Source organism: Photobacterium japonica, from assembly GCF_050337005.1.
Lineage (GTDB): Bacteria > Pseudomonadota > Gammaproteobacteria > Enterobacterales > Vibrionaceae > Photobacterium > Photobacterium japonica.
In genome coordinates, this window is sequence record NZ_JAKJSN010000009.1 from 1 (window position 1) to 24343 (window position 24343).

At 51.2% G+C, this 24343-nt stretch carries 14 protein-coding genes, 1 tRNA gene and 3 rRNA genes; 4 read left to right on the forward strand and 14 right to left on the reverse strand.

Annotated features, from left to right (window positions below; genetic code table 11):
* The 4 genes from L4C36_RS02335 to L4C36_RS02350 all read left to right on the forward strand — a co-directional run.
* A 23S ribosomal RNA gene (locus L4C36_RS02335) occupies positions 1-132 on the forward strand; the annotation flags it as partial.
* Between the two features lie 134 nt (positions 133-266).
* Positions 267-382: ribosomal RNA gene (gene rrf, locus L4C36_RS02340) — 5S ribosomal RNA — on the forward strand.
* 48 nt (positions 383-430) lie between these two features.
* A 5S ribosomal RNA gene (gene rrf, locus L4C36_RS02345) occupies positions 431-546 on the forward strand.
* 42 nt (positions 547-588) lie between these two features.
* A tRNA-Asp gene (locus tag L4C36_RS02350) sits at positions 589-665 on the forward strand.
* An 855-nt stretch (positions 666-1520) separates the two neighbouring features.
* Here the strand turns inward: L4C36_RS02350 and L4C36_RS02355 are convergent.
* The 14 genes from L4C36_RS02355 to hemL form a co-directional block, all read right to left on the reverse strand.
* Entirely contained in the window at positions 1521-2933 is a 1413-nt protein-coding gene (locus L4C36_RS02355; RefSeq protein ID WP_428476177.1) for a phosphoglucomutase/phosphomannomutase family protein, read from the reverse strand.
* Positions 2934-2999: 66 nt separating this feature from the next.
* Positions 3000-5405, reverse strand: coding sequence for a glycoside hydrolase family 94 protein (locus L4C36_RS02360; RefSeq protein ID WP_428476178.1), 2406 nt, complete (start codon positions 5403-5405; stop codon positions 3000-3002).
* A gap of 38 nt (positions 5406-5443) precedes the next feature.
* A complete protein-coding gene (locus tag L4C36_RS02365) occupies positions 5444-7375 on the reverse strand; it encodes a beta-N-acetylhexosaminidase (protein ID WP_428476179.1) in 1932 nt (643 codons plus the stop codon).
* Between the two features lie 8 nt (positions 7376-7383).
* Positions 7384-8259: a glucosamine kinase nucleotide-binding domain-containing protein gene (locus L4C36_RS02370; RefSeq protein ID WP_428476298.1), complete on the reverse strand. Its 876-nt coding sequence runs from the start codon at positions 8257-8259 to the stop codon at positions 7384-7386.
* A gap of 4 nt (positions 8260-8263) precedes the next feature.
* A complete protein-coding gene (locus tag L4C36_RS02375; protein WP_428476180.1) occupies positions 8264-9997 on the reverse strand; it encodes a glycoside hydrolase family 9 protein in 1734 nt (577 codons plus the stop codon).
* A gap of 11 nt (positions 9998-10008) precedes the next feature.
* Entirely contained in the window at positions 10009-11004 is a 996-nt protein-coding gene (locus tag L4C36_RS02380; protein ID WP_428476181.1) for an ABC transporter ATP-binding protein, read from the reverse strand.
* Positions 11005-11025: 21 nt separating this feature from the next.
* Positions 11026-11997, reverse strand: coding sequence for an ABC transporter ATP-binding protein (locus tag L4C36_RS02385; RefSeq protein ID WP_428476182.1), 972 nt, complete (start codon positions 11995-11997; stop codon positions 11026-11028).
* Positions 11997-13025, reverse strand: coding sequence for an ABC transporter permease (locus L4C36_RS02390; RefSeq protein WP_428476183.1), 1029 nt, complete (start codon positions 13023-13025; stop codon positions 11997-11999). The genes L4C36_RS02385 and L4C36_RS02390 overlap by 1 nt, the downstream gene beginning before the upstream one ends.
* A gap of 2 nt (positions 13026-13027) precedes the next feature.
* Positions 13028-14014 (reverse strand): ABC transporter permease, encoded by a 987-nt coding sequence (locus L4C36_RS02395; RefSeq protein WP_428476184.1) that lies wholly within the window; start codon positions 14012-14014, stop codon positions 13028-13030.
* 139 nt (positions 14015-14153) lie between these two features.
* Positions 14154-15833 (reverse strand): ABC transporter substrate-binding protein, encoded by a 1680-nt coding sequence (locus tag L4C36_RS02400; RefSeq protein ID WP_428476185.1) that lies wholly within the window; start codon positions 15831-15833, stop codon positions 14154-14156.
* A 614-nt stretch (positions 15834-16447) separates the two neighbouring features.
* Complete coding sequence (locus L4C36_RS02405; protein ID WP_428476186.1) at positions 16448-19837, reverse strand: response regulator; 3390 nt, start codon at positions 19835-19837, stop codon at positions 16448-16450.
* Positions 19838-20223: 386 nt separating this feature from the next.
* Positions 20224-21243, reverse strand: a complete 1020-nt coding sequence (gene rsmC, locus L4C36_RS02410) for a 16S rRNA (guanine(1207)-N(2))-methyltransferase RsmC (RefSeq protein ID WP_428476187.1) — start codon at positions 21241-21243, stop codon at positions 20224-20226.
* Positions 21244-21456: 213 nt separating this feature from the next.
* Positions 21457-22542, reverse strand: coding sequence for an AI-2E family transporter (locus tag L4C36_RS02415; protein ID WP_428476188.1), 1086 nt, complete (start codon positions 22540-22542; stop codon positions 21457-21459).
* Positions 22543-22902: 360 nt separating this feature from the next.
* Positions 22903-24201, reverse strand: a complete 1299-nt coding sequence (gene hemL, locus L4C36_RS02420; RefSeq protein ID WP_428476189.1) for a glutamate-1-semialdehyde 2,1-aminomutase — start codon at positions 24199-24201, stop codon at positions 22903-22905.
* Positions 24202-24343 lie beyond the last annotated feature (142 nt).

The window sequence follows — 24343 nt, forward strand, 5'->3', positions numbered from 1 at the left end:
TCAAGATGAGTCATCCCTAGACCTTTAAGGTCTCTAAAGGGTTGTTGAAGACTACGACGTTGATAGGCAGGGTGTGTAAGTGCTGCGAGGCATTGAGCTAACCTGTACTAATTGCCCGTGAGGCTTAACCATACAACACCCAAGGGGTTTTATCTCGCAAGAGACGACGGACTCCACAAACACTTGAATCGTGTATTGAGAACAAAACTAGTTAACTTTTCCAGATTGCTATTTACGGCCATGAGGCGGTAAATAAACCGAATTTGCTTGGCGACCATAGCGTTATGGACCCACCTGATCCCATGCCGAACTCAGTAGTGAAACGTAACAGCGCCGATGGTAGTGTGGGGYCTCCCCATGTGAGAGTAGGACATCGCCAGGCTTCAAATTTTTGTTTGTGTTGTTACAACATGAACAGTGAAAGAATTTACTTAGCGACCATAGCACAGCGGTACCACCTGATCCCATGCCGAACTCAGAAGTGAAACGTTGTAGCGCCGATGGTAGTGTGGGGCCTCCCCATGTGAGAGTAGGACATTGCTAAGTGCCAAAGTGCCAAATTGCTTAATTGCTGAATAGACACGCTGCGGAGCGGTAGTTCAGTTGGTTAGAATACCGGCCTGTCACGCCGGGGGTCGCGGGTTCGAGTCCCGTCCGCTCCGCCACTTATAAGAAAGCCCTGTCAGAAATGACGGGGCTTTTTTACATCTGTAGTTTTTTTGAATCCTGAGTAGAGCGATAGTTCAGTGGGTTAGCCTTTTTACCTTGACGGCAGCGGCCTGTCACGCCGGGGGGCGCGTTGCTCTTAAGGTTGATAGAAAGTCCCGTCCGCTCCGCCACTTATAAGAAAGCCCTGTCAGAAATGACGGGGCTTTTTTACATCTGTAGGTTTTTGAATCCTGAGTAGAGCGGTAGTTCAGTGGGTTAGCCTCTTTACCTTGAGGGCTGCGATCTGTCACGCCGGGGGGCGCGTTGCTCTTAAGGTTGATAGAAAGTCCCGTCCGCTCAGCCACTTATAAGAAAGCCCTGTCAGAAATGACGGGGCTTTTTTACATCTGTAGGTTTTTGAATCCTGAGTAGAGCGGTAGTTCAGTGGGTTAGCCTCTTTACCTTGACGGCAGCGGCCTGTCACGCCGGGGGGCGCGTTGCTCTTAAGGTTGATAGAAAGTCCCGTCCGCTCCGCCACTTATAAGAAAGCCCTGTCAGAAATGACGGGGCTTTTTTACATCTGTAGTTTTTTTGAATCCTGAGTAGAGCGATAGTTCAGTGGGTTAGCCTCTTTACCTTGACGGCAGGGGGGATTTTTACGTCTGCAGAAAAGTTAATGGTGCAGAATTGACGTAGTGGTGGTGGGGATTATTGGCGTCTGCAGAAAAGAAAAAAGGGTAGCAGGGCTACCCTTGTCGTTCATGCCAATAGATTGGCTAACGTAATGTAACAGCTATGCCGCATGTTACTGTTGGTTCAACATATAACCTCAACCCTGCTACGGCAGTGATGCAGCAGAGTATGTGTTCAGGTTAGACGTTCAAAAATTGCTTCATTTGTGCGACAACACGCTCTGCGGTTTCTTTGTCTGCCATTTCAGCAAAGATACGCAGTAAAGGTTCTGTACCCGAGAAGCGAGCGATCACCCAACCGCCGTTCTTAAAGTACACTTTGGCGCCGTCTTCGTAGCTGACTTTTTCAATATCAAAATCGAATTCAGGCAGGAGCTTGTCGACATAGATCTTGCTGTAAAGCGCGTCTTTGTGTGCCGGCTTGAACTTGCAATCCCCTTCGGCGGTATAGGCATAGCCATATTTGCCGTAGATTTCATCAAGCAGTTCAGACAGTTTCTTGCCCGTCACTGAAATCATCTCAACCAATAGGCTTGAGGCGAACACGCCATCTTTACCTTTGATGTGACCACGAATGGTCAAGCCACCCGAGCTTTCGCCACCGATCAGTGAGTCATCGGCTTCCATTTGTGAGCTGATGTGCTTAAAGCCAACAGGGACTTCAAAGCTCTTCTCGCCGTGATCTGCAGCGATCTTGTCAAGAATGTGCGTGGTTGCGATGTTACGCACCACGGAGCCTTTCCAGCCTTTGTATTCCAACAAGTAGTAATAAAGCAGGATCAGGACTTCGTTCGGATGAATAAAGTGACCTTTTTCATCGATGATGCCAAGACGGTCAGCATCCCCATCGGTACCGATACCGATGTCGTAACCTTCTTGAGCCACAAGGTGCATCAAGCGATAGAGCGTGGCAGCATTGGGTGATGGCATGAGGCCACCGAAATCTGGATTTTTACCATCGTTGATCACGTCCACTTCACAGCGACCATTGATCAAGACAGTTTGTAGTGCGTTTTTCGCTACACCAAACATTGGGTCGATCAGTACGCGTAAATTGGCTTTTTTGATCGCTTCGATGTCGATGAAGTTAATGATTGAATCAACAAATGCGTTCATTGGATTGATGATTTCAATCAGCTTGTCATCAATCGCTTGCTCAAAATCGACACTCTTAACTTGTTCAGCCGTTAGCGTGGCAATTTGCTGTTCAATTTTTTGCGTGATGATTTCATCTGCATCACGACCGCCTTCAATGAAAATTTTAACGCCATTGTAGTCTGCCGGGTTGTGCGATGCCGTAATACAGGCAGAGTACGCACAGTTACGTTCTTTGGCTTCAAACATGACGATAGGCGTTGGAACAAATTTGTCGATGAAGCTGACGTTAATGTTATTCGCCGCTAAAACTTCCGAAAACCAACATGCCGCTTTGTCAGACAGAAAACGTCGGTCATAACCGATGATGAAGCCACGATCGGCGACGTTTTCATCGTTAATGATGTTAGATAGTGCTTGGGCCACAAGGCGAACGTTATCTTTAGTGAACTCTTCGCCAATAAAGGCGCGCCAGCCACCGGTTCCAAACTGAATCATGATGGAACTCCTATTTCTCTCGTAGATAAACTGGAAAGTGGGGCGCAAAAGGCGCCCCGAAAAGTCTTAGCCCATGATCACAGTAACGGTGTTCACCGAGCCTTCAGGCTGCGGTGCGACCACGCCAATGACTGGCTCACCGTTGAGAAGGATAGTTTTCACGCCTTTGCTGACGTTATCTGGGTTTTCTACCTTGATTTGGTATGTCGCCCCTAGCCATTGGCGTGAGACTTCAAAGCCCGGCCAGTTGGTTGGGATACATGGATCGATAGTCAGACCATCAAAACCGGTGCGTACACCCAGAATGAAGTTCGTTACGGCAAAGTAAGCCCAACCTGATGTACCTGTTAGCCATGGGTGGTTTGCACGACCATGATCTTGGTGGTCACGACCCATGATGAACTGCACGTATGAGTACGGTTCAGCGATACGCTTTTCAATCATGTCGTTTTGGTTGTACGGGTTGAGTGCATCAAAGAACTTCATTGCACGGTCACCACGGCCTAGTTTCGCTTCTGCTACCCACGCCCATGGGTTTGGATGCGAGAAGATTGCGCCGTTTTCTTTCACGCCTTGGTAAACGCGTGTCACGAAACCGATATCATCGTTCGGTGTGGCGAATGACGGTGAGTTCAGGTGCAGGCCGTACTCAGAGAACAAGTTCTCGTCGACGGCATCCATCGCTTTTTCACCACGGTCTTGTGCAACAGCACCAGACAGTACGGCTAGCGTGTTTGACTCGAGGTGTACGCGCCCTTCTTTTTGCTGCGCAGTACCGATCTTGTCACCGTCTTTGGTGAGACCACGGATGTACCAGCCACCCTCGTCATCCCACAGGTGCGTTTCACACGCTTCGCGCACGTTAGCAGCCATGACGGTGTACTTATCAACGTCTTCGGTTTTGCCTAGGAACTTCGCTAGGTCGATGAATTCTTGCAGTGCCCAGAAGTGTAGGAATGACACCATGGAAGACTCGCCGCCACCCAGGTTCAGACAGTCGTTCCAGTCGGCACGCAGACCTTTACAGATACCGGTTTGGCCGACATATTCCGCCGAGAAATCCAATGCGGCTTTCATGTGGTCGTATACTGTCGCTAGGCCACCGTCAGCGTAAGGGATCATTTCGTTGAAGAAGCTGTGCTCGCCCGTTTCCATCACGTATTTACAGATGGTCGGTACGATCCATAGGTGGTCATCTGAACAGGTGTCGTCGATGCCGTGGATCTTGTCTTCATCCGATGGGGTAGGGACGACCGTTGGTGATTTAGACGGTTTAACATCGGCTTTTTCAGGATCGAACCAGTCTGGATCGAACAGGTGCAGACCGTAACCGGCTTTCACCTGACCACGCAGTAGGTCAACCAGACGCTTACGGGTCATAGCAGGGTTAGCATGAGGGACTGAGATCGCATCTTGTGCGGTATCACGGTAGCCCAGACCGGTACGGCCACCCACTTCAATGAATGACGCGAAGCGCGACCATACAACACACGTTTCTGCTTGATACAGTGTCCATGTGTTGATCATGGTATCCAGGCCTTCGTTTGGCGATTTCACTTGGAATTTCGCGCAACGCTCATCCCAGTGTGCTTTGATGCCCGCGAATGCGTTATCCACTTCAGCCAGGTTTTGGTATTTCGCACGTAGACGCTCACCGTTGCCTTTACCAATACCTAGGATGTAAGCAAAGCGCACTTCTTGGCCTGGCTGAATAACAAATTGCTTGTGTAGAGAACCACAGTGGTTGTAACAGGTTTGCGCCGTGTTGAAACACTTACCTTGCTCTACGGCTAGCGGGTTTGCTTCGTCGCGGTATGCGCCAAGGAAGCTATCACGTTGACCGTCGTATGAATCTGGGTCAAACGTCGACGCTAGGTAGTAGAAACCTTCGAAATCGTTGGTGTTGTAGTAAAGATCGTATTCGATCACGCCATCGTTGTAAGACGTCCCCGCAGAGTACAAAGACATCTGATGGTTTTGGTTGTCAGATTGGATATGGCTGAACGAGAATTCAACAAAAGAGAACGCACTGATGGTACGTGGCTTATCTGACGTGTTTTTGATCACGACATCCCAAACTTCTGCATCTTCACCTTTCGGTACAAACAGCGTTTTGGTGGCTTCAATGCCGTTGTAGTCACACTTGAATTTCGAGTAAGACAGGCCGTGACGCACTTCGTAGCTCGCTTCGTCTAAGCTTTTTGCGACTGGCTGCCATGAGATTGACCAGTAATCGCCTGTCTCATCATCACGCAGGTAAACGTAGTGTCCTGGGCGATCGAAGGTTGCGTTCGGACGGAACTTCGTCACGCGGTTGTGCTCGGGTGAATTGTAGAATGAGTAACCGCCCGCATTGTGAGAAATGACGGTGCAGAACTTTTCCGTACCTAGATAGTTGGTCCAAGGCGCAGGCACATCGGGACGCGTGATCACATACTCTCTGTTGTCATTATCAAAATAACCGTATTTCATTTTTTTCAATCCTTTAAGTGTAATCTTTGTTCTGCGTCTTACTCGCAGCGACGGTAATTAATGCCTACCTTGTCTAGGTATGGCAGCTGACCCTTTAAGCGAGCCTTAAAGTCGGGCCAACTACGTTTTTCTGGTGCTGTCCAACCGATTTCAGCCACGGCCAGTAAGCGGGGATAAAGCATGTATTCAAAACGACTTTGGTTGTTGACCAGCTCACACCACAGGGCACATTGCACCCCTTTGATGTTCTGATGGGCCGGGTCATCGTGCGGCAGATCCGCCAATGGGCGGTAGCTGTACACATGATCCAAGGGCAACTTGCCTGCCCAGTCCACGCCCGGTTCGTCGGCAGAGTAACCCTGCGCCAAATCGAGGTAGGTGTACTGTGCGGGTTGCATGACCACGTTGAAGCCAGCTTGCGCACACTTCTGGCCTGCTTCTTCGCTGCGCCATGAGAAAATCACGGTGTCTTTGCTGACCTTGTCGCCATCTGTGGCTTCTTCCCAGCCCATCATGGTTTTGCCTTTGCTGGCTAAATGCTCTTCAACAAAACGCAAAAGGTGGCCTTGGAGCTCTTTGGGATCGGTGTAGCCGTGTTCCGCCATGAGGGCATGACACGCCGGACTGTCTGTCCATACGCCGACCGGTACTTCATCAGCCCCAATGTGCACATAAGGAGCTGGGAAGAGATCACACACTTCATCTAACACATTGGTTAGGAAGGTATATGTGCCTTTCAGCGCGGGCGACAAGATATTATCAGGGTAGCCTTGAATGCTGCGATATTTTGATCGATCTTGTGGGTCCACCAGCAAATCTGGCAGGGAACGGATCGCGGCGCGGCAGTGACCAGGGATATCAATTTCCGGAATGACGCTGATCCCACGGTCTGTGGCATAAGCAATGACATCGCGGATCTCTTGCTTGGTGTAGTAGCCACCGTAGCGTTGGCTGATGGTTGTAAACTGCGGGACAATCGCTTCGTTAGGCCCACGCCATGCGCCAATACGTGTTAGTTCTGGGTAGGCGTCGATTTCAATTCGCCAGCCTTCATCATCAGTCAGGTGCCAATGGAAGGTGTTGTATTTGTAACGCGTCAAGTTATCGATCAGGAATTTGATCCGGTCAATGCTGTGGAAATGGCGGGAACAGTCGAGCATGAACCCTCGGTAACCGTAGTGCGGCGCATCCTGCACTTCGACCATAGGTAACATGTAGGCGGCTTGTACTTGATGGCTCGGTTGTACCGGAATCAGTTGAAGCAGTGACGCCACGGCGTGGGCAAAACCAGCTTCTGAACCGGCTTGTAGCCAAATGTGTTCTTGCTCGATCAGCAGGTGATAAGCGCCTTCTTGGAGCTGGGCGCAGTATTGAAAGCTGATATGGCCGTTGTCACGCACCGGCATCGGTTCGTGCAACAGGGTGTGTAATTCGTCTTGTAGCCAACGACAACTGCCCGCTGCTTTTTCATGTGCTGGCGTGATGGCAGTATGTTGCGTTAGGCGGAAGTAGCCATCTAACAACTGCATAGATTGCGGCTCAGGGATCACCGAGATCGCTTTGGCTGCCGGTAACGGCGTATTGAAACGGTCTGAGTTCGCGCCCTGCAAGTTAATGGTGGTCACTTCAACCGGCATCGGTGTAATAAAACGGCCTTTGCTGGCGGTGCTGAGGAATGCCTCAGGGATCCCATCATCAAATAGCGTGAACGGTGCGGTCCCGACGGTAAACTCGGTATAAAAGTGACTGTTTGGCGCCAATACGTCACCCGTCTCAGGGGTCAGAATACAGTAGCTGCCGACCTGTTCAAGGGTGCCGGTAGTGAGAGAATCAGCGCTGATCCAGCGACCAATCGCAAAATGCAGCGACCAACCCTCTACGGGACGATCCGTGAGGTTATGTAACGTTAAGGCAAAGCGTGATTGTTGTTCTTGTTGTTCAATCACTGTGAGATCAAGACGATAGCTCATAGTTGCACTCATAATTGATACAGATCGTGGTGACCCTTTGCCATCGCAAGAGCCCCGTCCATGGCATCACCAAGCGGCTTGGCAACGCGTTGCTGCATAGGCGGTGTGAGCCAAGGAATGATCCGCTCCGCAATGCTGCCCATTAAGCAAATTTGTTCAGCCCCGCGGGCGATCAATGCTTGCATCCACATTTCTACATCGCGCGCGGTTTGACTGAGAAGTTCAATCGCGAGTGCATCGCCCTGTTGCGCGTGGGCGAAGATAGCCGGTGAGAACTGACCATAATCACAAGGACGCGCGGTTTTAGACCAACTGACGATGGCATCAATGTCATGCTGGAAGTGCGCCAGTACCTGTGAAGCCAGCGGGGTCATCGGGCGGATGTTATCAACCGCCAACAACACCTGTTGGATCAAGCGTAATCCCATGACAGCACCGCCGCCCTGATCGGAAATCGGGAACTCACGGCCTCCGACAATGTGCTGCTGGCCTTGTGACAAAAAGATCCCGCAAGAGCCTGTGCCTGCAATTAAGATGGCCCCGTCATTGCCCGCCCATGCGCCTAGGCATGCCCCGTAGGCATCGGTATTGAGGGTCACGTGGGCATAAGGGTGGGGCAGCGACATAAATTCACGCCAAGACGCTTGCTGTTCGGCACCGGCTAAGGCTAGGCCCACGGCCATTTCAGCCATGTGTTCTGGGCCTAAACCGGCCAATTCTGCCGCCGTCGCAATCGCATCTTGGATCGATTGCATGGCAACGTTACCGCCCAACATAATATTGGCACTGCCAGTTTTTGCTTCCCCTAACAGGGTGCCGTTAAGATCGGTAATGCGGGCGCGGCAAGAGGTGCCGCCGCCGTCAACACCGACGTAGTAGCGAATAGATTTAGTCACAATGGCGCTCCTTAAATTGCAGCGTAATGGCAAGCAAATACCAACCAGCATGCGGGATCCATTGTTCCCCCCAACGCCAGTTTTGCAGGATATCTTCCGCCTGAGGCTGTGGGTTAAAGGCGATATCGTGCTCGTTTTCAAAGCCACTGGTGATGCCATTACACACACCGCCACGGGCATTGAAGAAGCCTAACTCGGGCAAGTAATCCGGGTTGTTGCGCCCATGACCGTCGAGCATAGAAATATCAAAGGGGTTCAGTCCCAACAGCCAATCCGTCAGGCGCTGTGCATAAGTGCGCAGGGCGGTGTGACTGGTGGTGACAGTTGCGTACTGACAGGCAAGGTAAGCCATACTGGCCAATGAGGCCAAACGGGCATTCTCCCCTTGCCACCAGTATCCGGTTTCATTGTTATGCGGCACAAAGAAGGCGCTGTGTTTCTCGCCATCCACCGCTTTCACGTACTGACGTGGGTAGCCAAAGGGGTTCGTCACTTCGGCTGTCAGTGTCAGTTCAAATTGCAATGCTTGCTCGACCAAGGTTGTGATCGCTTGCTGCTGTGCGTCATCGGTTTCGATGTTGAGATAACGCAACAAGCTGATCACTGGTAGGCCGGCTTCTGCTGCATGGAAATACGGGCGACTGCCGTCGGCATTGGCTGACCAGAAATGGGCCACGTTGCCATCGCTCATCTGGCGAGCAGCCAAGCGGTTAGCCCAGCGGCGCGCTTCGTTCAGGTAGCGATCGTCTTCGCTGGCACGGTACAGATCCGTGGCAGCCAACAAAGCACAGTATTCATCAATGATGTTTTCAGTACCGTCATTCAGGTACTGGGTGTTCATTTCCACCAAGTGCCAGTAACCGCGTTCGGCGCTGGCGAGATACGTTGACGCAGCTTCTGCGTCAAAGCCTAAGATGTGCGCAGTCGGTTGGGTCAGCGTGCGGGCAGCAAAGGCTAATGCCGCAATGGCGACGCCGCCACCTTGACGGAAACCAGCGTGATAATCGTCAGACTTGACGCCCGCTTGGGTGGCGTAAGAGCAGATATCACGCTGCTGCGTGTCTTTGCTCCACTTATCAAATACCGTCATATAGAAGAAGCTATCCGGGCTTTGCATACGTTGCAGGAAATCCGCCCCGTGCAAGGCTTCTTCCAACAGGCGAACGCGGGTGAAGTTAGCCACGCCGTCTTCGTCTGCCAATTGTTCAAAGGCCATCAGCATGTTCCAGACGATCATCGGGATTTGCTGAGGGTTAAAATAGTTGCCATAGGAGAGGTGGCTAAAGTATTTGCTCACATCGCCGGATGCATCGTACCAGCCGCCATGAGCATCCACAGTGAGATCACTGCCGAGTACCGGTGCGGTGCGATCGGCCTTGTCAAACTTGCCGCCGCTGCGCTGGGATTTAAAGTAGTGAAGCACATCGCTAAACGTGCGATGCATTAAAAGCCCCTCGGCAATCACAAATGGCGCAGATAACACCTCTCCAACGCGAAGGCGGAATTCACCGCACTGATCCAGTGCGGTGAAGTCCATGGAGTAGGTGTAGCCGGTGTGCCATTGGTCTACCGGACCATAGGCCTTGAGAGGCAGCTGCATAATGGACGTGGCGCGTTGGTTGCATACCAGCTCGGCAGTGGTGAGGGTGAGCTCGTTCTCTGCTTGCAGGATGGCTTGTTTGGCACCAAAACGTTCATAGCCCAAATGGTTCGTTAACAGCTGCATTGTTGCTCCAATTATTTTTCGTATAGGTAACAGCGGACAAAGTGGTTCTCTGACAGCTGTGTCACACCTGGTAGGGCGTGGTTACATTTTGCGGTGGCATGCGTACAACGGCCCGAGAATGGGCAGCCCACACTGTCAGGGGTCCAAAGTGGGATTTCACCTTTGTTCCCTTTCAGTTTTTCGTGGATCGATTTCTTCGGATCCGGTACAGCAGACACCAGTAGCTGGGTATACGGGTGTTGTGGATCATGGATGATTTCATCCGTGTCACCCCATTCCACCATGTGGCCGACATACATCACCGCCAAATCTTCAGCGATGTAACGCGCCGTTGCGATATCGTGCGTGATGTAAAGCAGCGCCATTTCACGCTCGAACTTCATTTCTTCCATCAGGTTCAAAACACCCGCACGGATAGAGACGTCAAGCATGGAGGTTGGCTCATCGGCCAGTACCACTTCGGCACCCACGGCAATGTTACGCGCGAGGTTGACACGCTGACGCTGGCCACCAGAAAGCTGGTGCGGATATTTTTCCGCGGTCGCTTTCGGTGGGATCAGGCCCACTTGCTCTAGCAGGCTATATACCGTTTCTTCCAATTCTTTCTTGTTGCCTTTGCTGACTTTGTTATGAATAAGCAAAGGACGTGCAATGTGATGGAAGATAGTATGAGTAGGGTTCAGCGACCCAAACGGGTCCTGCCATACCATCTGCACACCTTGGCGGTATTGCATCAAATCGTCTTTTTTCTTGATGTCTGCAATGTCACGGCCGAAGTATTCAATGTGACCATCTGTTGGGGCATACATCTTGGCGATCATTTTTGCCGTGGTGGATTTACCTGAGCCGGATTCACCGACCACAGCCAGACCACGACTTTTGTACATTTTGAACGAAACGTCATTAATCGCTCGCATGAACGGTTTTTTCAGCGAGTTACTGCTGATTTGGAAGTCCTTGATCAGGTTCTTCCCTTCGATAATCGGTTGTCCAGTTGGCTTGCTCATCATGCCTCCTTATTCTTCTTATTAACTGCGCTTCGTGAATAGGTGGCAGTTGCTTAAACGGCCTGGTTCGATTTGGCTAAGCTGCGTCGCTTGTGTGAAACAAGCGTCATGCGTTTTGCTGCAACGAGCCTGGAAACGACAGCCAGTCGGGACTTCCAACAGGTTAAGCGGGTTACCCGGGATCCCGGTTAAACGGGTTTTCGGCCCGGTTAACGGTGGGAATGAACTTCCCAGCCCTTCGGTGTACGGGTGGAACGGCGCCTCTAGGATTTCTTTAGAGGGGGCCACTTCAATCAATTCACCGGAGTACATGATGCCGATGCGGTCTGAGAATTCGACCATCAACGACAAGTCATGAGTAATGAACAAAATCGAGAAACCAAACTCTTCTTTCAGTGCGTAGATCTTCTGCAAAATCTCACGCTGTACCACCACGTCAAGGGCCGTTGTTGGCTCATCCATGATGATCATTTTCGGGTTCAGGGCCAGCGCGATGGCGATAACCAAACGTTGACGCATGCCACCTGAGAACTGGTGCGGATAGTCACGCAAACGGTTCGGGTGAATATCCACGATTTCCAGTAAGCCTTCCGCACGGCGGATAGCTTGCTGACGGTTAAGCGTGGTGTGACGCATGATCACGTCACAGAACTGCTCTTCCATCGTCAATACGGGGTTCAGGGCGTTCATCGCGCTCTGGAACACCATCGACATCTGGCTCCAACGGAAGGCCGTCATGTCGTTGTCGCTGAGCTTTAGAATGTCGCCGTGGCCATCAAAAATTACTTCACCACCGGTAATGAATGCTGGCGGCTTATGCAGACGCATGAGCGAGAAGGCAACGGTGGACTTCCCACAGCCTGACTCACCGGCCAGACCAAAGATTTCGCCTTTACCAATGTCAAAGCTGACATTGTTTACGGCACGCACATCGCCGGACTCTGTGATGTAATCAACACACAGGTTGCGAATGGAAATTTGTGGGTTCGTCATTATTTTTCTCCCCCTTCAAGGGCTGGCTTAGCTGTCACGACAGCGTCAGCGGATTGTGCATTTTTCTGTGCAGCAAGGTTCTTCCAGCGACGCATGCCTTTGTGCGAGCGTAGCTGTGGGTTTGCAATTTCATCGACCGCGAAGTTCAGTAGCGCTAGACCAATCGCGATGAAAATCAAGGCAATACATGGAGCCCATAGTTCCCACCATGCGCCAACCAACATAGACGATGACGTACGTACGTTGTTCAGCATTACACCCCAACTGATTGAGCTTGGGTCACCTAAGCCAAGGAATGACAAGGTGGCTTCGGTCATAATGGCCAGCATGACAGAACCGATGAAGCTGGCGCCAACGATAGAAACAAGGTTCGGTAGAATCTCAACGAAGATGATGCGCCATGAAGATTCACCCAGTACTTCTGCTGCTTTAACAAACTCTTTCTCACGCAAAGACAAGGTTTGCGCTCGGACCACACGTGCACCCCAGGCCCAGGAGGTCATCCCTATGACAATGGCAATGGTGAGTGGCCCTGCCTGCCCAATAAAGGCTGCAATAACAAACAGCAGTGGGAACTGTGGAATAACCAGCATGATGTTCATCGCGGCGGTGAGTACGTCATCAATACGTCCCCCGAAGTAACCCGCAGAAACACCAATCACGGTTGCGAGGAAACACACCACGATACCGGCACTAAAGCCGACCGCCAGTGATGTACGTGTGCCGTACACCACTTGCGACCAAATATCACGGCCCATGCGAGAAGTACCCAGTACGTGCTCTGCTTTTTTCGACATCAACAGCGTACGTTTGTTATCGGCAAGGTTTTCAGCAATCCAACCCTCAGGGTTGCTTTGCGCTGCTTTTACGACAAACGCAGGGTATTCATGTGGGTTACCACTTTTACGGTCTGGTGCGTGTTCGGTGATCAAGGGTGCAAAGGTCGCACCAAAGATAAAAATAGCGATAATGATCAGGCCACACAGGGCCTTGCCGTTGTTTGACAGTAATTTGATTAAGGCTTTCATGATTATTTGCCTCCCTTACGTAGACGTGGGTCAAGGGCTACAATCAGCAAGTCCGCTAAGAAGTTAAAGAACAGCATAAACAGTGTCATGATCAGTAGCTGGCCTTGCAGTACTTGGTAGTCACGGCCATTAATGGCGTTAAGCAGTACCGTACCCAGACCTGGGTAGTTAAAGATGATTTCGATGATCAACTGGCCACCGATAGCCATACCTAATGCCATAGACAGGGCGGTGACACTTGGTAGCATGGCGTTACGTGCTGCGTAGTTGAAGACAACACGGTTCTCACTCAGGCCTTTACCCTTCGCCATGGTGATGTAGTCTTCGTTAAGCAGGTTGATCATGTTGTTACGCATGCTGATCAAGAAGCCGCCAATCTGAATGATGGTGGCACAGACAAGCGGTAGCACAGCATGGTGAAGGATATCTTTGTAGAACGCCCAGCTTGTCCAATCGGCCATCACACCAGGGGTGTAGGCATAACCGGAAGGGAACCATTTTAAGCCAATGGCAAAGGTGTAAAGTGCCAGCATCGCGGTAACCACAGCAGGTACTGCCTGCACTACCAACATGGCTGGAGAAATAAAGGCATCGTACTTACTGCCGCGCTTCCAAGCGGCAAAGATGCCGAGGATAGAACCGATACAGAAAGACAACACAACCGCAGTACCTGCAAGGAACAGTGACCAACCTACGGCGTTACCCAACATGTCGTTAACGGTTTGTGGGTAGGTCTGGATAGAGATACCCAGGTTCCAGCTCAATATACTTTTTAGGTACGTAAAGTATTGCTCGTACAGCGGGCCATCGACGAAACCTAATAGTTTGGTCATTGCCGCAATACGCTCAGGGGTTACCTGTACCGTGGCGTTAGCAAACATCATGGTAACGGGGTCACCAGGCATCGCACGCGGTATAATGAAGTTAATCGTAGCGGCCACGAGGAACGCTATGAAGTAAAATGATAAACGTCGTAGAAAAAATCCCATAACTCACACCTTTCCATACCAACCACACTCCCGAGGCTGGATTCAGGACGAAAAACCCCCTGACGACTAGCGCCATGCTTGACAGTTAAAGAGGGGGAAGAGGCGGTGCGCAAGGCGCGCACCGCAATTTAAGCAGATATTACGCTTTTGGCTTAAGGTCTAGTACTTGAAGGATACGCTCCTGAACACCAGCCCAAATCATTGGACGGCCTTTAGGATTGTTCTCGTTCCACCAACCGTCAAAGCGAGTGGTGTTGTACTGGAAGTTAAACGCGCCTGTCATAACAGGTACTGTGATTTGGTTTTCAGCGATGATCTTCTGGATACCGTGAGCAATTTCTAGCTGCTCTTTGCGGTCTGCCGTCTTGTAGAAGCTGTTTAGTAGCTTATCTAGCTCAGCATTCTTGAAGTGGTGCATCGCGAAACGTGGCTTACCTTCACCTTCTTGTAGCGCAGAGTTGTAACCATCGTTCCAGTAAGTGTGTGGATCCGCACCTAGGAAGTAGTTGGTATAAGCAACGTCGTATGTACCGTCTTGCATCGCTTTGTTGTATACAGCGAAGTCAGGCGTACGTGCTTTCGCATTGATACCCACTTCTTGTAGCTGCTCAACACCTAGCTGAACGGTGTTGTTGAAGTCAGTCCAACCGTTTGGAGAGATGATTTCAAATACGATTTCTTTGCCGGTTGGGGTTTCTACGAAGCCGTCACCGTTCACGTCTTTAAAGCCCGCTTTTTTCAACAATGCTTTCGCGTTTTTCGCGTCATACGTGTTGAAACCTTTGTACTTGTTGTGTACAGCCGCATCAGACCAGCTCTTATGCGCGTCGCCTAGGCCTGACGCATAATCGTTTGGAGAACCGTTACCGTAGAAAGCGATGTCAATGATCGTTTGACGGTCAATGGCCATAGAGAACGCACGGCGGAAATCAACGTTGTTGATGGCTTCGTGGTTGCCCTTGTTTGGCGACTTGAAGTTCACAAGGAATGACTGAGTACCTGCTGCAGGGTACCAGTACTTGTGGTTCGGGTTCGCTGCTGCGTAAGTGCTGTCGATGTCAGGAATGAACGATGAAGTCCAATCAAGCTCAGAGTTGATCACTTTAGCAAGAAGCTGGTCGTTACCGGCGATCTGAGGCATACGTAGACAGTCAACGTCTAGGTTTGCTTTGTCCCAGTAGTTCGGGTTTTGACACTGGATGTATAGCTGAGGCGTGAAGGTGTCAATCGTGGTGAATGCACCAGAACCTACTGGGTTTTCGTTTGCGAATGACTCAGGGTTCTTTACTTTGCTCCAGATGTGCTTAGGAACAAACGAGACTTTAGCGATTTCAAACGGTGCGTTTGATGTTGCTTCAGTCAGGTCAAAAATAACCTTGTTGCCTTGAACTTTAGCGCCTTTCACCCATGCGTTAATACCGGTACGGTCTAGCTCAGGCTTTTGCTGTAGCAACTCGATGGTGTAAACCACGTCGTGTGCAGTTAGCGGTTTGCCGTCAGACCATTTTAGGCCATCACGCATTTCAAAGGTGACTTGCATCAGGTCGTCAGACATGTAGTAGTCTTTCGCCAAACGCATAACTGGCTCGTTACCGTGCATTTGGTTAAAGATCACTAGAGGCTCATACAAGAACTCTGTTGTTGTGTGAAGGCTAGTATCTAGGAATGGGTTAAAGTTACGCACCATTGTAGGGTAGAACTGAGGTACGATTGTTAGCTCACTACGTTCAGCTGCAGAAACTACTGGAGCGGTTAGTGCCGATGCGGCTGCGGCAATCACTGCCATGGCTAACTGAGTTTTCTTTATATTGGCAAGCATAGCTGTTCCTTACTCTTTGCTTTTTGTTTCACTTATTGAAAGCCCCGTAACTACGGGGAGCTGCAGAGCCTACTTCGTCTGGGGTGAGTAACGCGACCCAATCCGAATGGCCTTGTAGGCTCTTAGTGCCCCTAGGAAACTCCGGAATAACAATTCGGTCAATCTAACTTCCCGTTAAAAACGTCAAATCCCGCCACCCATCCGTAAAAAACGTTAATTAACGAGTGTGATCTTACGCTGGGTTGGGATGCGCTTGTGCTCAATGTCACATTTGGTGTTTGTTTTTGCATTTAATGTGACTGGTGATAATTACAGTTAAGACAATGACTTGCGTGTGTTATTTTTTACTGTGAATGTAACGAGGTCAATTTTGTGGGTTAATTCCCTGCGGAAATTCTTTGGTCTGGATTTGTTGTGATTGGCTTCTCATAAACTGAAACATTTTCCTTGATCTGGCGTTTTTCATGGCGATTAGCGCGCGGATGGAGGGTTTTTGACCGTTATTTACGCGCGGTCAAAATCGTTTTTTTGCGGTTTTAAAGTGATATTTCGAGGCAAAAAAAAGCCTGCTCGGTGAGCAGGCTTAGGTGGTTGTTGATGGGCGTCTGTGGCCGTTATTGATGGATAAGCTGCTGCAGCTGTTCTTTCATTTTCGCCAGTTGCTTGCGGCCTTCAGGGTGGCTGTGACTGCGTTCTAATACAAAGTCGATGGTGCTGAGGACCGTTCGCCAACGCGGGGTTTTCGGTAAGGTCTCGACATGCAGGTATTTATCCAGCGTGCGGGTTTGCAGCGTACTGCGGTCAAGGTACACCCGCCACAGGCCACTTTCTTCTGCCAGCTCAAACTTACTTTTATGGTTGCTGTTTTCCCATACTTTCAGGGTGTGTTTCATTATCTCTACCAACAACTCTCGCAAGGTATCGCCTCGGCTTTTGCCATCTGTATCGAGCTTATCCGCTAAATCGCTGAACTCATCACCCAGATGGCGCAGGGTGGTGAGTTGATTGCGGTCACGGTTAAAGGCAAACCCAGACAGCACTTCTACCGCCTTTTCTAAGACCTGAATACGGTGTTCTTCGGTCGGGCCATGGTTATCAAAAATAAACATGCGTAATAGCCCCGACTCTTCGGGCAGGTTAATGACATCGGTATCGAGTGCGATTAACCCATCTCCAATGCGGAACATCAAGCTGCCGTGGAAATGGTGACTGTTGCTGATGTCATCGGGCAAATGGGTCGCGAGAATGTCATCGATTTGGTGGCGTTCAATTTGCTCCGGGGCGCGGCCAAACAAGGCCCCCGCGGCGCCGTTCGCGTAGCGAATGCGGCCTCCGCTTTGCACGCAGATGATGGCTTCATTGGTTGACTCTAGCAGCCCTAATAAGCGGCCTTGGGTTTCGATGAGCCCCGCTTCCACTTGTTCGCGGCGCTGAATTTCTTCCGCTAACCGTGCGTTTTCGTGGCGCTGACGCTCGGTTTGACCGGCTTTCAAGTGTGCCCCAATGCGCGCAATAAGCTCTTCTTTATTAAAGGGCTTGGTCAAGTAGTCATTGGCACCGGATTCAAAGCCGCGGATCCGGTCTTGTACCTGCCCCAATGCCGACAACATGATGATCGGTAACGCTAACACATCGTATTGCTGGCGGAGCTGCTCACACACTTCATAGCCTGACATTTCCGGCATCATGATATCCAGCAACATCAGTGCGGGCTGGTGGCTTTCGACCAGTTTGATCGCTTGCGGGCCATTTTCAGCCGTGATCACGCGGTAGCCTTCCAAGCGTAAGAAGTTATTCAGCACCTGCAGGTTCACGGGCTCATCATCAACGATGAGCAGCAGTTCACCGTCTGGGTTTTCTGCAATGGATTCGGTTTCACAGAAGGCCGTTTCTGCCGCTGGCGCCTGGAAATGCAGGCTACGGTGAGACAGTTGGCTGCTGGCGATGTCATCTTCGGAGGCCAAATTCAGCGTGAAACTGAAGGTGGTGCCTATCATCGGCTGGCTGCTGACATACAATCGTCCGCCCATCAGTTCAATCAATTGACGGCTGATGGAGAGCCCAAGCCCCGAGCCCTGACGGTAGTTGGCCGAATGGGTGTTGGCTTGGATCAGCGGTTCAAAGATGTGTTCCAGCTGTTCGGCAGGGATCCCTTGGCCGGTATCCACCACCTGAATGCGAATTTGGTTCTCCAGCATGGTCGCGGAAAGGATGATTTTGCCTTCTGAGGTGTACTTGATGGCGTTCCCGACCAAGTTATACAAGACCTGCTCAAGACGTTGTTCATCAGCCAGTACCGGCGGTAAATCGTCAGGAATTTGGTTGATGATGCGTACCGGTTTGGTACCCAGCAAGTGGCTCGACAGTTCCAGTACCAGACGTACGGCGGAGGATACTTCTACCGCGTGGCGCTGAATGTCCATGTCACCGTAGCGCATCTTGTGATAATCGAGCAGATCATCAACCAAGTTGGTCAGGCGCTGACCGCTGCTGATCATGATTTCCAGCTGGCGGCGCTGTGAACGCTGCACGGGTCCGTTTGCCCCAGCCAGCAAGGATTCGGCGATCCCGACCATGCCATGCAGTGGGGTGCGCAGTTCGTGCGAGGTAGTCGCCAAGAATTCATCTTTCAGTTTATCGGCCGTTTGCAGTTCTTTGTTTTTCTGTTGAATGACCGTGAGGTTCTGTTCCAGCTCGGTATTTTGCTTACGGATCAGGCTCATTTTCTCTCGGATTGAGGACTGCATGCGGGCAAAGCTGATCGCAAGGCGACCAATTTCATCGCTACGGTCGGTACTCTCAATCTTTTGCTCCAAATCCCCGGCGGAGGCGCGTTCTGCCGCCCAGGTTAAGCGCAAGAGCGGGGCGGTGATGGAGTTGGACAGCCAGTGTGAGGCCATGATCACCAGTACGATAGCGGTGAGCATAGCGACCCAGAAGATGATTTCAAGTTGGCGAATACGGGCAAAGGCTTCTTCTTCCGGCAGTTCCACGACCAGCGCCCATGGGGTGCCATCCATGATAGGGAGTGGGGTAAAGGCACTCAGTACCGGCACACCGTTAAAGTTGGCAAAACTGCCCACGCCGCTGTCACCGGTCAGCGCTTGATCTATGCTTGGGCTGGAATAGGTCAGCGGTTTTTCGTTTGCCATCGGCAGGCGGGAGCGGTGGTCGTTACCGACCAGCAGGGTTTGCACCGAGTGGTTACCCATGTCCGATTCATTCAAAATTTGCTGCAGGGAAGCATTACTGAGCTTAAAAAAGACGTAACTGTGCAAGTAGCCTTGCTGAATGATCGGGGCGGCGAACCAGGCAGAGAGATCTTGTTGGCCCGGCTCGCGACTGAAATCAGTAAAGACCACTGGCACGCGGTCTTGCTCATCTTTGGCGTTTTCTGTTTGCTGCTGAATGGCGGCAAAGGTTTGACTCAGCGCAGGGTAAGCATGGGTTGTCTGCTGCAGATTGATACTGAACGTATCGGGATTATGAGCGGAATAGACAATGTTGCCCTTAATATCGACCAGCAAAATATCCGTAAACGGGGAGCGTTTAAGGTACTCGTCATACGCCCAGTTGTAGCGTTTGTACATCAGGCGATAGCGTTCATGGCCAACGTAGTTACCATTGTGCTGGGTATTGAGTGACTTGGTGGTCAGGGTTTCGGTGTAATAACGACTGCGGCTGGTGGTTTCCAGCGTTACCGACAGATCCCCAAGTTGATGGTACGCCCCGACTAACCCATAGAAGCGGCCGCCACTGGCATTGGCTAATTCTGAACGGGCAAAGCTCTGCACTTCCGATTCTCGCGCGGCAAAAAAACTGTTGAGTTGGGTGCGCTTGTTGTCGAGCAACGATGCCAAATGGTTCGTGCTTTGCTCTTCCAAATCGGTGCTGTGAGAGTTAAGAAAGAAAAGGGCGGAGAGGGTTAATGGGGTGATACTCAATACTAAAAACGCCAACATTAACGTGTGTTGAAGGCGCTTGAAACGGGTAGTCTTCTGCATTCCGGTGCCTGAAATTACCTGTGTGATAAAAACAAAAAAACGGATAAGCCAAGGCTTTACCCATTGTTATTTGGCGTTTTTACCGAAAAATTGACGAAATTAACGAGTGTGAAAACCGGTAAATTACCATGCCCCTTTTTATACGTTGTTTTTTGTTGAGGCAAGGAAGGGATTAGGGAACCGTGTAGCGTCACACAATTTTGACGGTATTTACGGAGCTCATAACAGGGGATCTGCCCGGAATGACTCAAAACACAATAAGAGAACGCCGAAAGCCGTGACGGTTCAGCAAAGCCGGTGTGGCGAATAAGCCGCGCGGATAAAACGGCGAGATTAAGCCAGATCGTGAGGTAACACGGCCGAGCGGAAAGGCTCGGCCTGTCGGTTTATTTTTGCGCGGTGTAGATGTTGAATTTGTTATTTTTCGCGCTGATGGTGCAGTTGCCAAGGCTTTCTTCAATCAATGGCGGGTAGCGCAAGAAACTGTTGGCCACGATGATCAGCTGGCCTTCATTGTTGAGGTGCGTTGGCGCTTCTGCAATGAAGTTTTCTGTGGCTGAGTAGAAGGTTTTTAAGCCCGCGTGGAACGGCGGATTACTGATCAGATAGTCATAGCTCTCTGGCAGGCTTGCGTACACATCGGTGGCCGTGAAGCGCGCCTCGAGATTGTTCTCGCGGAAGGTTTCTTTGGCGGATGCAATGGCCAGCGCGCTGATGTCACACAGCTCCAGATCAATCGTTGGGTTATTGGTTTTCATGACCGCCCCGATCACGCCAGCACCACAGCCAAAGTCCAGTACCTTGCCAGACAGTGCCGGTAGGGTTTTCAGCAGTAACTCTGACCCTTTATCAAACTCACCGTGGCTGAATACGCCCGGCAGTGAGCGGATCGTGATGCTGGTGTTTGCCACGTTTAGCGGGTAGCTGCGGAACCAGTCATTGATGTTAAACGCCGGCGCAGCGTGCTCACAACGGCCCCAATAGAAGCTGCAACGACGAGCGGAATCGTATTTTGTCAGTGGGCCAAATGCCGCAAACAGTTTTTCGGCGCTGCGTACGCCACTGCGGTTTTCGCCGACCACACAGATTTCCGTTCCCGGACCAAACTTAGCCAGTAGCATCGCCAATAAGTATTCGGCTTCCGCTTTCGCTTTTGGCCAGTACAGCAGGATCATGTCGACGGTCGCGTCGGCGGTGAATTCGGCACCGAAGACGGTTGTCACAGCACTGTGTTTACTCAGGTTGCGGTGGTAACCGAAGTTGGTGGTGAACACCGTGACAGAGGCGGCGGTTTGCGCGAGCTCAACAGGGAATGTGTCGGACAGTTCGCCGGCGACCAAGACATGGCGGTTTTCAAAAAATTCCAGTTGGCGGACGGCGACTTCGCTTGCTGCACAATAAGACATAACGGCCTCGAAAAGGGTGTGTGGTAAGTGAGTTGGGGCGCGATTGTTCCACAAATTGGGGGATAAGAAAAGTGGCAGTACCGAGGGGGCAGATTTGCGCGTAGGTACCAGTGTTGTGGTGGTGTTGATGCAGGTGTGGATGTTTGGGCGACAGACACCCGAGAAGAAGATGACGGTCGATAGGGCAATGCCTCATCGACCCTCATGGATCACTTAGCGTTGATCTTGGTGGCTGAGGAAGTCTTGGAATTCGACTTCATACAGCTTGAACAGCACCAAGGTGACGGCAAAGATGATCGGACCGTAGATCAGGCCAATCAAGCCGAACACATGTAAGCCACCGATGATTGAGAAGAAAATCAACAAAGTGCTCATGCCCGAACTGCCTTGCATCAGCAATGGACGCAGGAAGTTATCGATGGAGCCGACCACAATGGCGCCCCACGCGGCCAAGAACAGCGCCCATTCCCATTGGCCAGTCAGCAGCAAGTAGATACTCGCGGGTAGCCAGATCAATGCGGTGCCGACCACGGGGATCAGCGAGGCAAAGGCCATCATCGACCCCCAGAACAGGCCAGGGAAGCCCGTTAGCCACATGGCAAAACCACCGGCAAAGCCTTGGGCGAGCGCCGTCAACAGTGAGCCCAGTACCGCAGACTTCGCCACTTCTTCCACTTCATTCAATACCGCGTCTTCTTGGCTGCGGGACAGTGGCAGCACATGGCGAATTGCTGCCACAATGGTGTCGTGATCGCGCAGTAAGAAGAAGAGCACAAACAGCATCAACATGAAATTCATCAGGAAGCTGGTGGCATCCCCTAAAATTTTGGCACTGACGTTGAGCAATTGCGCGCCAAATTTCGAGGCCATGGTCGCCACTTTCTGGATCACCGCTTGGGTATTGAGCGGCTCAAACGGGGAGTATTTCTCGATCAAGGCAAACAGTTTGACCACATAAGGGTGAGATAACACCGTTTCCACCCCGCCTTGGGTGAGCCAGGTGTAGCTCTCTTTTGAGAAGGTGGTGCCTTGATGAATGATGGAGCTGAACACGACCAATAAAGGGATCATGATCATAAAGGTCAATAGGGTACATGACAGCACGGCTGACAAGTTTGGCGATCGTGGCATCCAGTTTGCCATGCGGCAATGCAGCGGGTAATAGAGCAGCGAGATGATAAACGCCATCACGATCGGGCCTATGTACGGCTGTATGAGTTGATAGCTGGCATAGGAAGCGAGTGCCAAGGCGGCAACCAACATCCAGTGGCGAGACTCAATTTTAAAGGGTTTTGGCACGGTAGCGTCCTTCCAAAAAAGCGCAGATAATGGCTGAAAATAGCCTGATCTTATTGTTGCTTGGCTAATGATTGCACTGCAATACGCCAGAGGCAATGATTAGCTGTTGAATGTGCGCGAGAAACTCGACGGAGAATGAAATGGGATGCTGTGATTGCGGTAACGACAAGAAAAAAAGTTGGCTAAAACGTGTACCGTTGGCGGTGTGGATATTGTTGGGGTTCGCGGGCTTGGCATTGTTTTTCTGGCAGCCGTAAACCGTTTCAGATGGTACAGCCCCACCGTACTTGCATAAAAAAGCCGCTCTTGAGAGCGGCTTTTGCGTATCACGTTTGCGTATGTCTTGTGAAAAAAGACGAATTACGCGTTGGCTTCTGCTGCAATCGTGGCAAATGCATATTCTGCCGCGTCCAATGTGGCTTCGATCTCTTTGTCGCTGTGCGCCAGAGAGGTGAAGCATGCTTCAAAGGCTGAAGGCGCTAGGTACACGCCTTTTTCTAGCATCAGGTTGAAGAAACGCTTGAAGCGTTCCACATTACACAGTGCCACTTCATCGTAGCAGGTTACGGCTGCTTGATCGGTAAAGAAGAAGCCGAACATCGCGCCCACTTGGTTGGTCACCAATGGCACGCTGTATTTGTCAGCCAATGCTTGGAAGCCTTCTGCCAAACGTTTCGTCGTGGTGTTTAGCTGCTCTTCGTGACCGTCTTTGGTCAATACGTTCAGACAGGCAAAACCCGCGGCCATGGCAACAGGGTTACCCGACAGGGTACCGGCTTGGTAAACCGGACCGGTTGGCGCAATGTATTGCATCACGTCACGACGACCACCGAATGCGCCGACAGGCATGCCGCCGCCGATCACTTTACCCAGTGTTGTGAGGTCAGGTTTGATGTTGTAGTAGCCTTGTGCGCCGCCATGCGACACACGGAAGCCCGTCATTACTTCATCCAAAATCAACAGGGCGCCGAATTCGTCACACAGTGCGCGCAGACCTTCAAGGAAGCCCGGTACTGGTGGGATGCAGTTCATGTTGCCCGCGACAGGTTCCACGATGATACACGCGATTTGTTCTGGGTGTGCTTCAAAGGCTTCACGGACCGAGTCAACGCTGTTGAACGTACACGTTAGGGTGTGTTTCGCGAAATCTTCAGGTACACCCGGCGAGCTTGGTTGGCCCAGTGTCAGGGCGCCAGAGCCCGCTTTTACTAGCAAGCAGTCAGCGTGGCCGTGGTAGCAGCCTTCAAACTTGATGATTTTGTCACGGCCAGTGTAGCCACGCGCCAGACGGATCGCACTCATGGTGGCTTCTGTACCCGAACTCACCATACGCACCATTTCCATTGATGGTACTAGGGTGGTCACCAACTCTGCCATGGTGATTTCCATTTCGGTTGGGGCACCAAAGCTCAGGCCTTGTTGGGCGGCTTTGATCACCGCATCGCGGATCGCAACGTGGTTGTGACCCAGGATCATCGGACCCCATGAGCCAACATAGTCAATATAGGCTTTGCCATCGGCATCAAAGATGTAAGCACCGTCGGCGCGTTCGATGAAAAGCGGGCTGCCGCCTACACCGGCGAAGGCACGAACCGGTGAATTAACACCACCTGGGATCGTTTGTTGTGCTTTGGCAAATAAATCAGCTGACTTGCTCATTATGATGTCCTGTATTGATAACTGTCCGATTTGAACTGTCGGCATTGTACCTAGGCTCACAGGGGCTTTCAATTAGGGTGATTGTCTGTGGGGAACCGCGTATACACACTGCGACAGGCATACAGGGATGAAATGCTAGTTT

Bases quoted from the DNA above. Each gene is read 5' to 3' on its own strand.
- L4C36_RS02390 (WP_428476183.1), bottom strand. From the start codon at position 13,025: ATGAAAGCCTTAATCAAATTACTGTCAAACAACGGCAAGGCCCTGTGT.
- hemL (WP_428476189.1), bottom strand. From the start codon at position 24,201: ATGAGCAAGTCAGCTGATTTATTTGCCAAAGCACAACAAACGATCCCA.
- L4C36_RS02375 (WP_428476180.1), bottom strand. From the start codon at position 9,997: ATGCAGCTGTTAACGAACCATTTGGGCTATGAACGTTTTGGTGCCAAA.
- L4C36_RS02355 (WP_428476177.1), bottom strand. From the start codon at position 2,933: ATGATTCAGTTTGGAACCGGTGGCTGGCGCGCCTTTATTGGCGAAGAG.
- L4C36_RS02365 (WP_428476179.1), bottom strand. From the start codon at position 7,375: ATGAGCTATCGTCTTGATCTCACAGTGATTGAACAACAAGAACAACAA.
- L4C36_RS02395 (WP_428476184.1), bottom strand. From the start codon at position 14,014: ATGGGATTTTTTCTACGACGTTTATCATTTTACTTCATAGCGTTCCTC.
- L4C36_RS02385 (WP_428476182.1), bottom strand. From the start codon at position 11,997: ATGACGAACCCACAAATTTCCATTCGCAACCTGTGTGTTGATTACATC.
- L4C36_RS02400 (WP_428476185.1), bottom strand. From the start codon at position 15,833: ATGCTTGCCAATATAAAGAAAACTCAGTTAGCCATGGCAGTGATTGCC.
- rsmC (WP_428476187.1), bottom strand. From the start codon at position 21,243: ATGTCTTATTGTGCAGCAAGCGAAGTCGCCGTCCGCCAACTGGAATTT.
- L4C36_RS02405 (WP_428476186.1), bottom strand. From the start codon at position 19,837: ATGCAGAAGACTACCCGTTTCAAGCGCCTTCAACACACGTTAATGTTG.
- L4C36_RS02360 (WP_428476178.1), bottom strand. From the start codon at position 5,405: ATGAAATACGGTTATTTTGATAATGACAACAGAGAGTATGTGATCACG.
- L4C36_RS02380 (WP_428476181.1), bottom strand. From the start codon at position 11,004: ATGAGCAAGCCAACTGGACAACCGATTATCGAAGGGAAGAACCTGATC.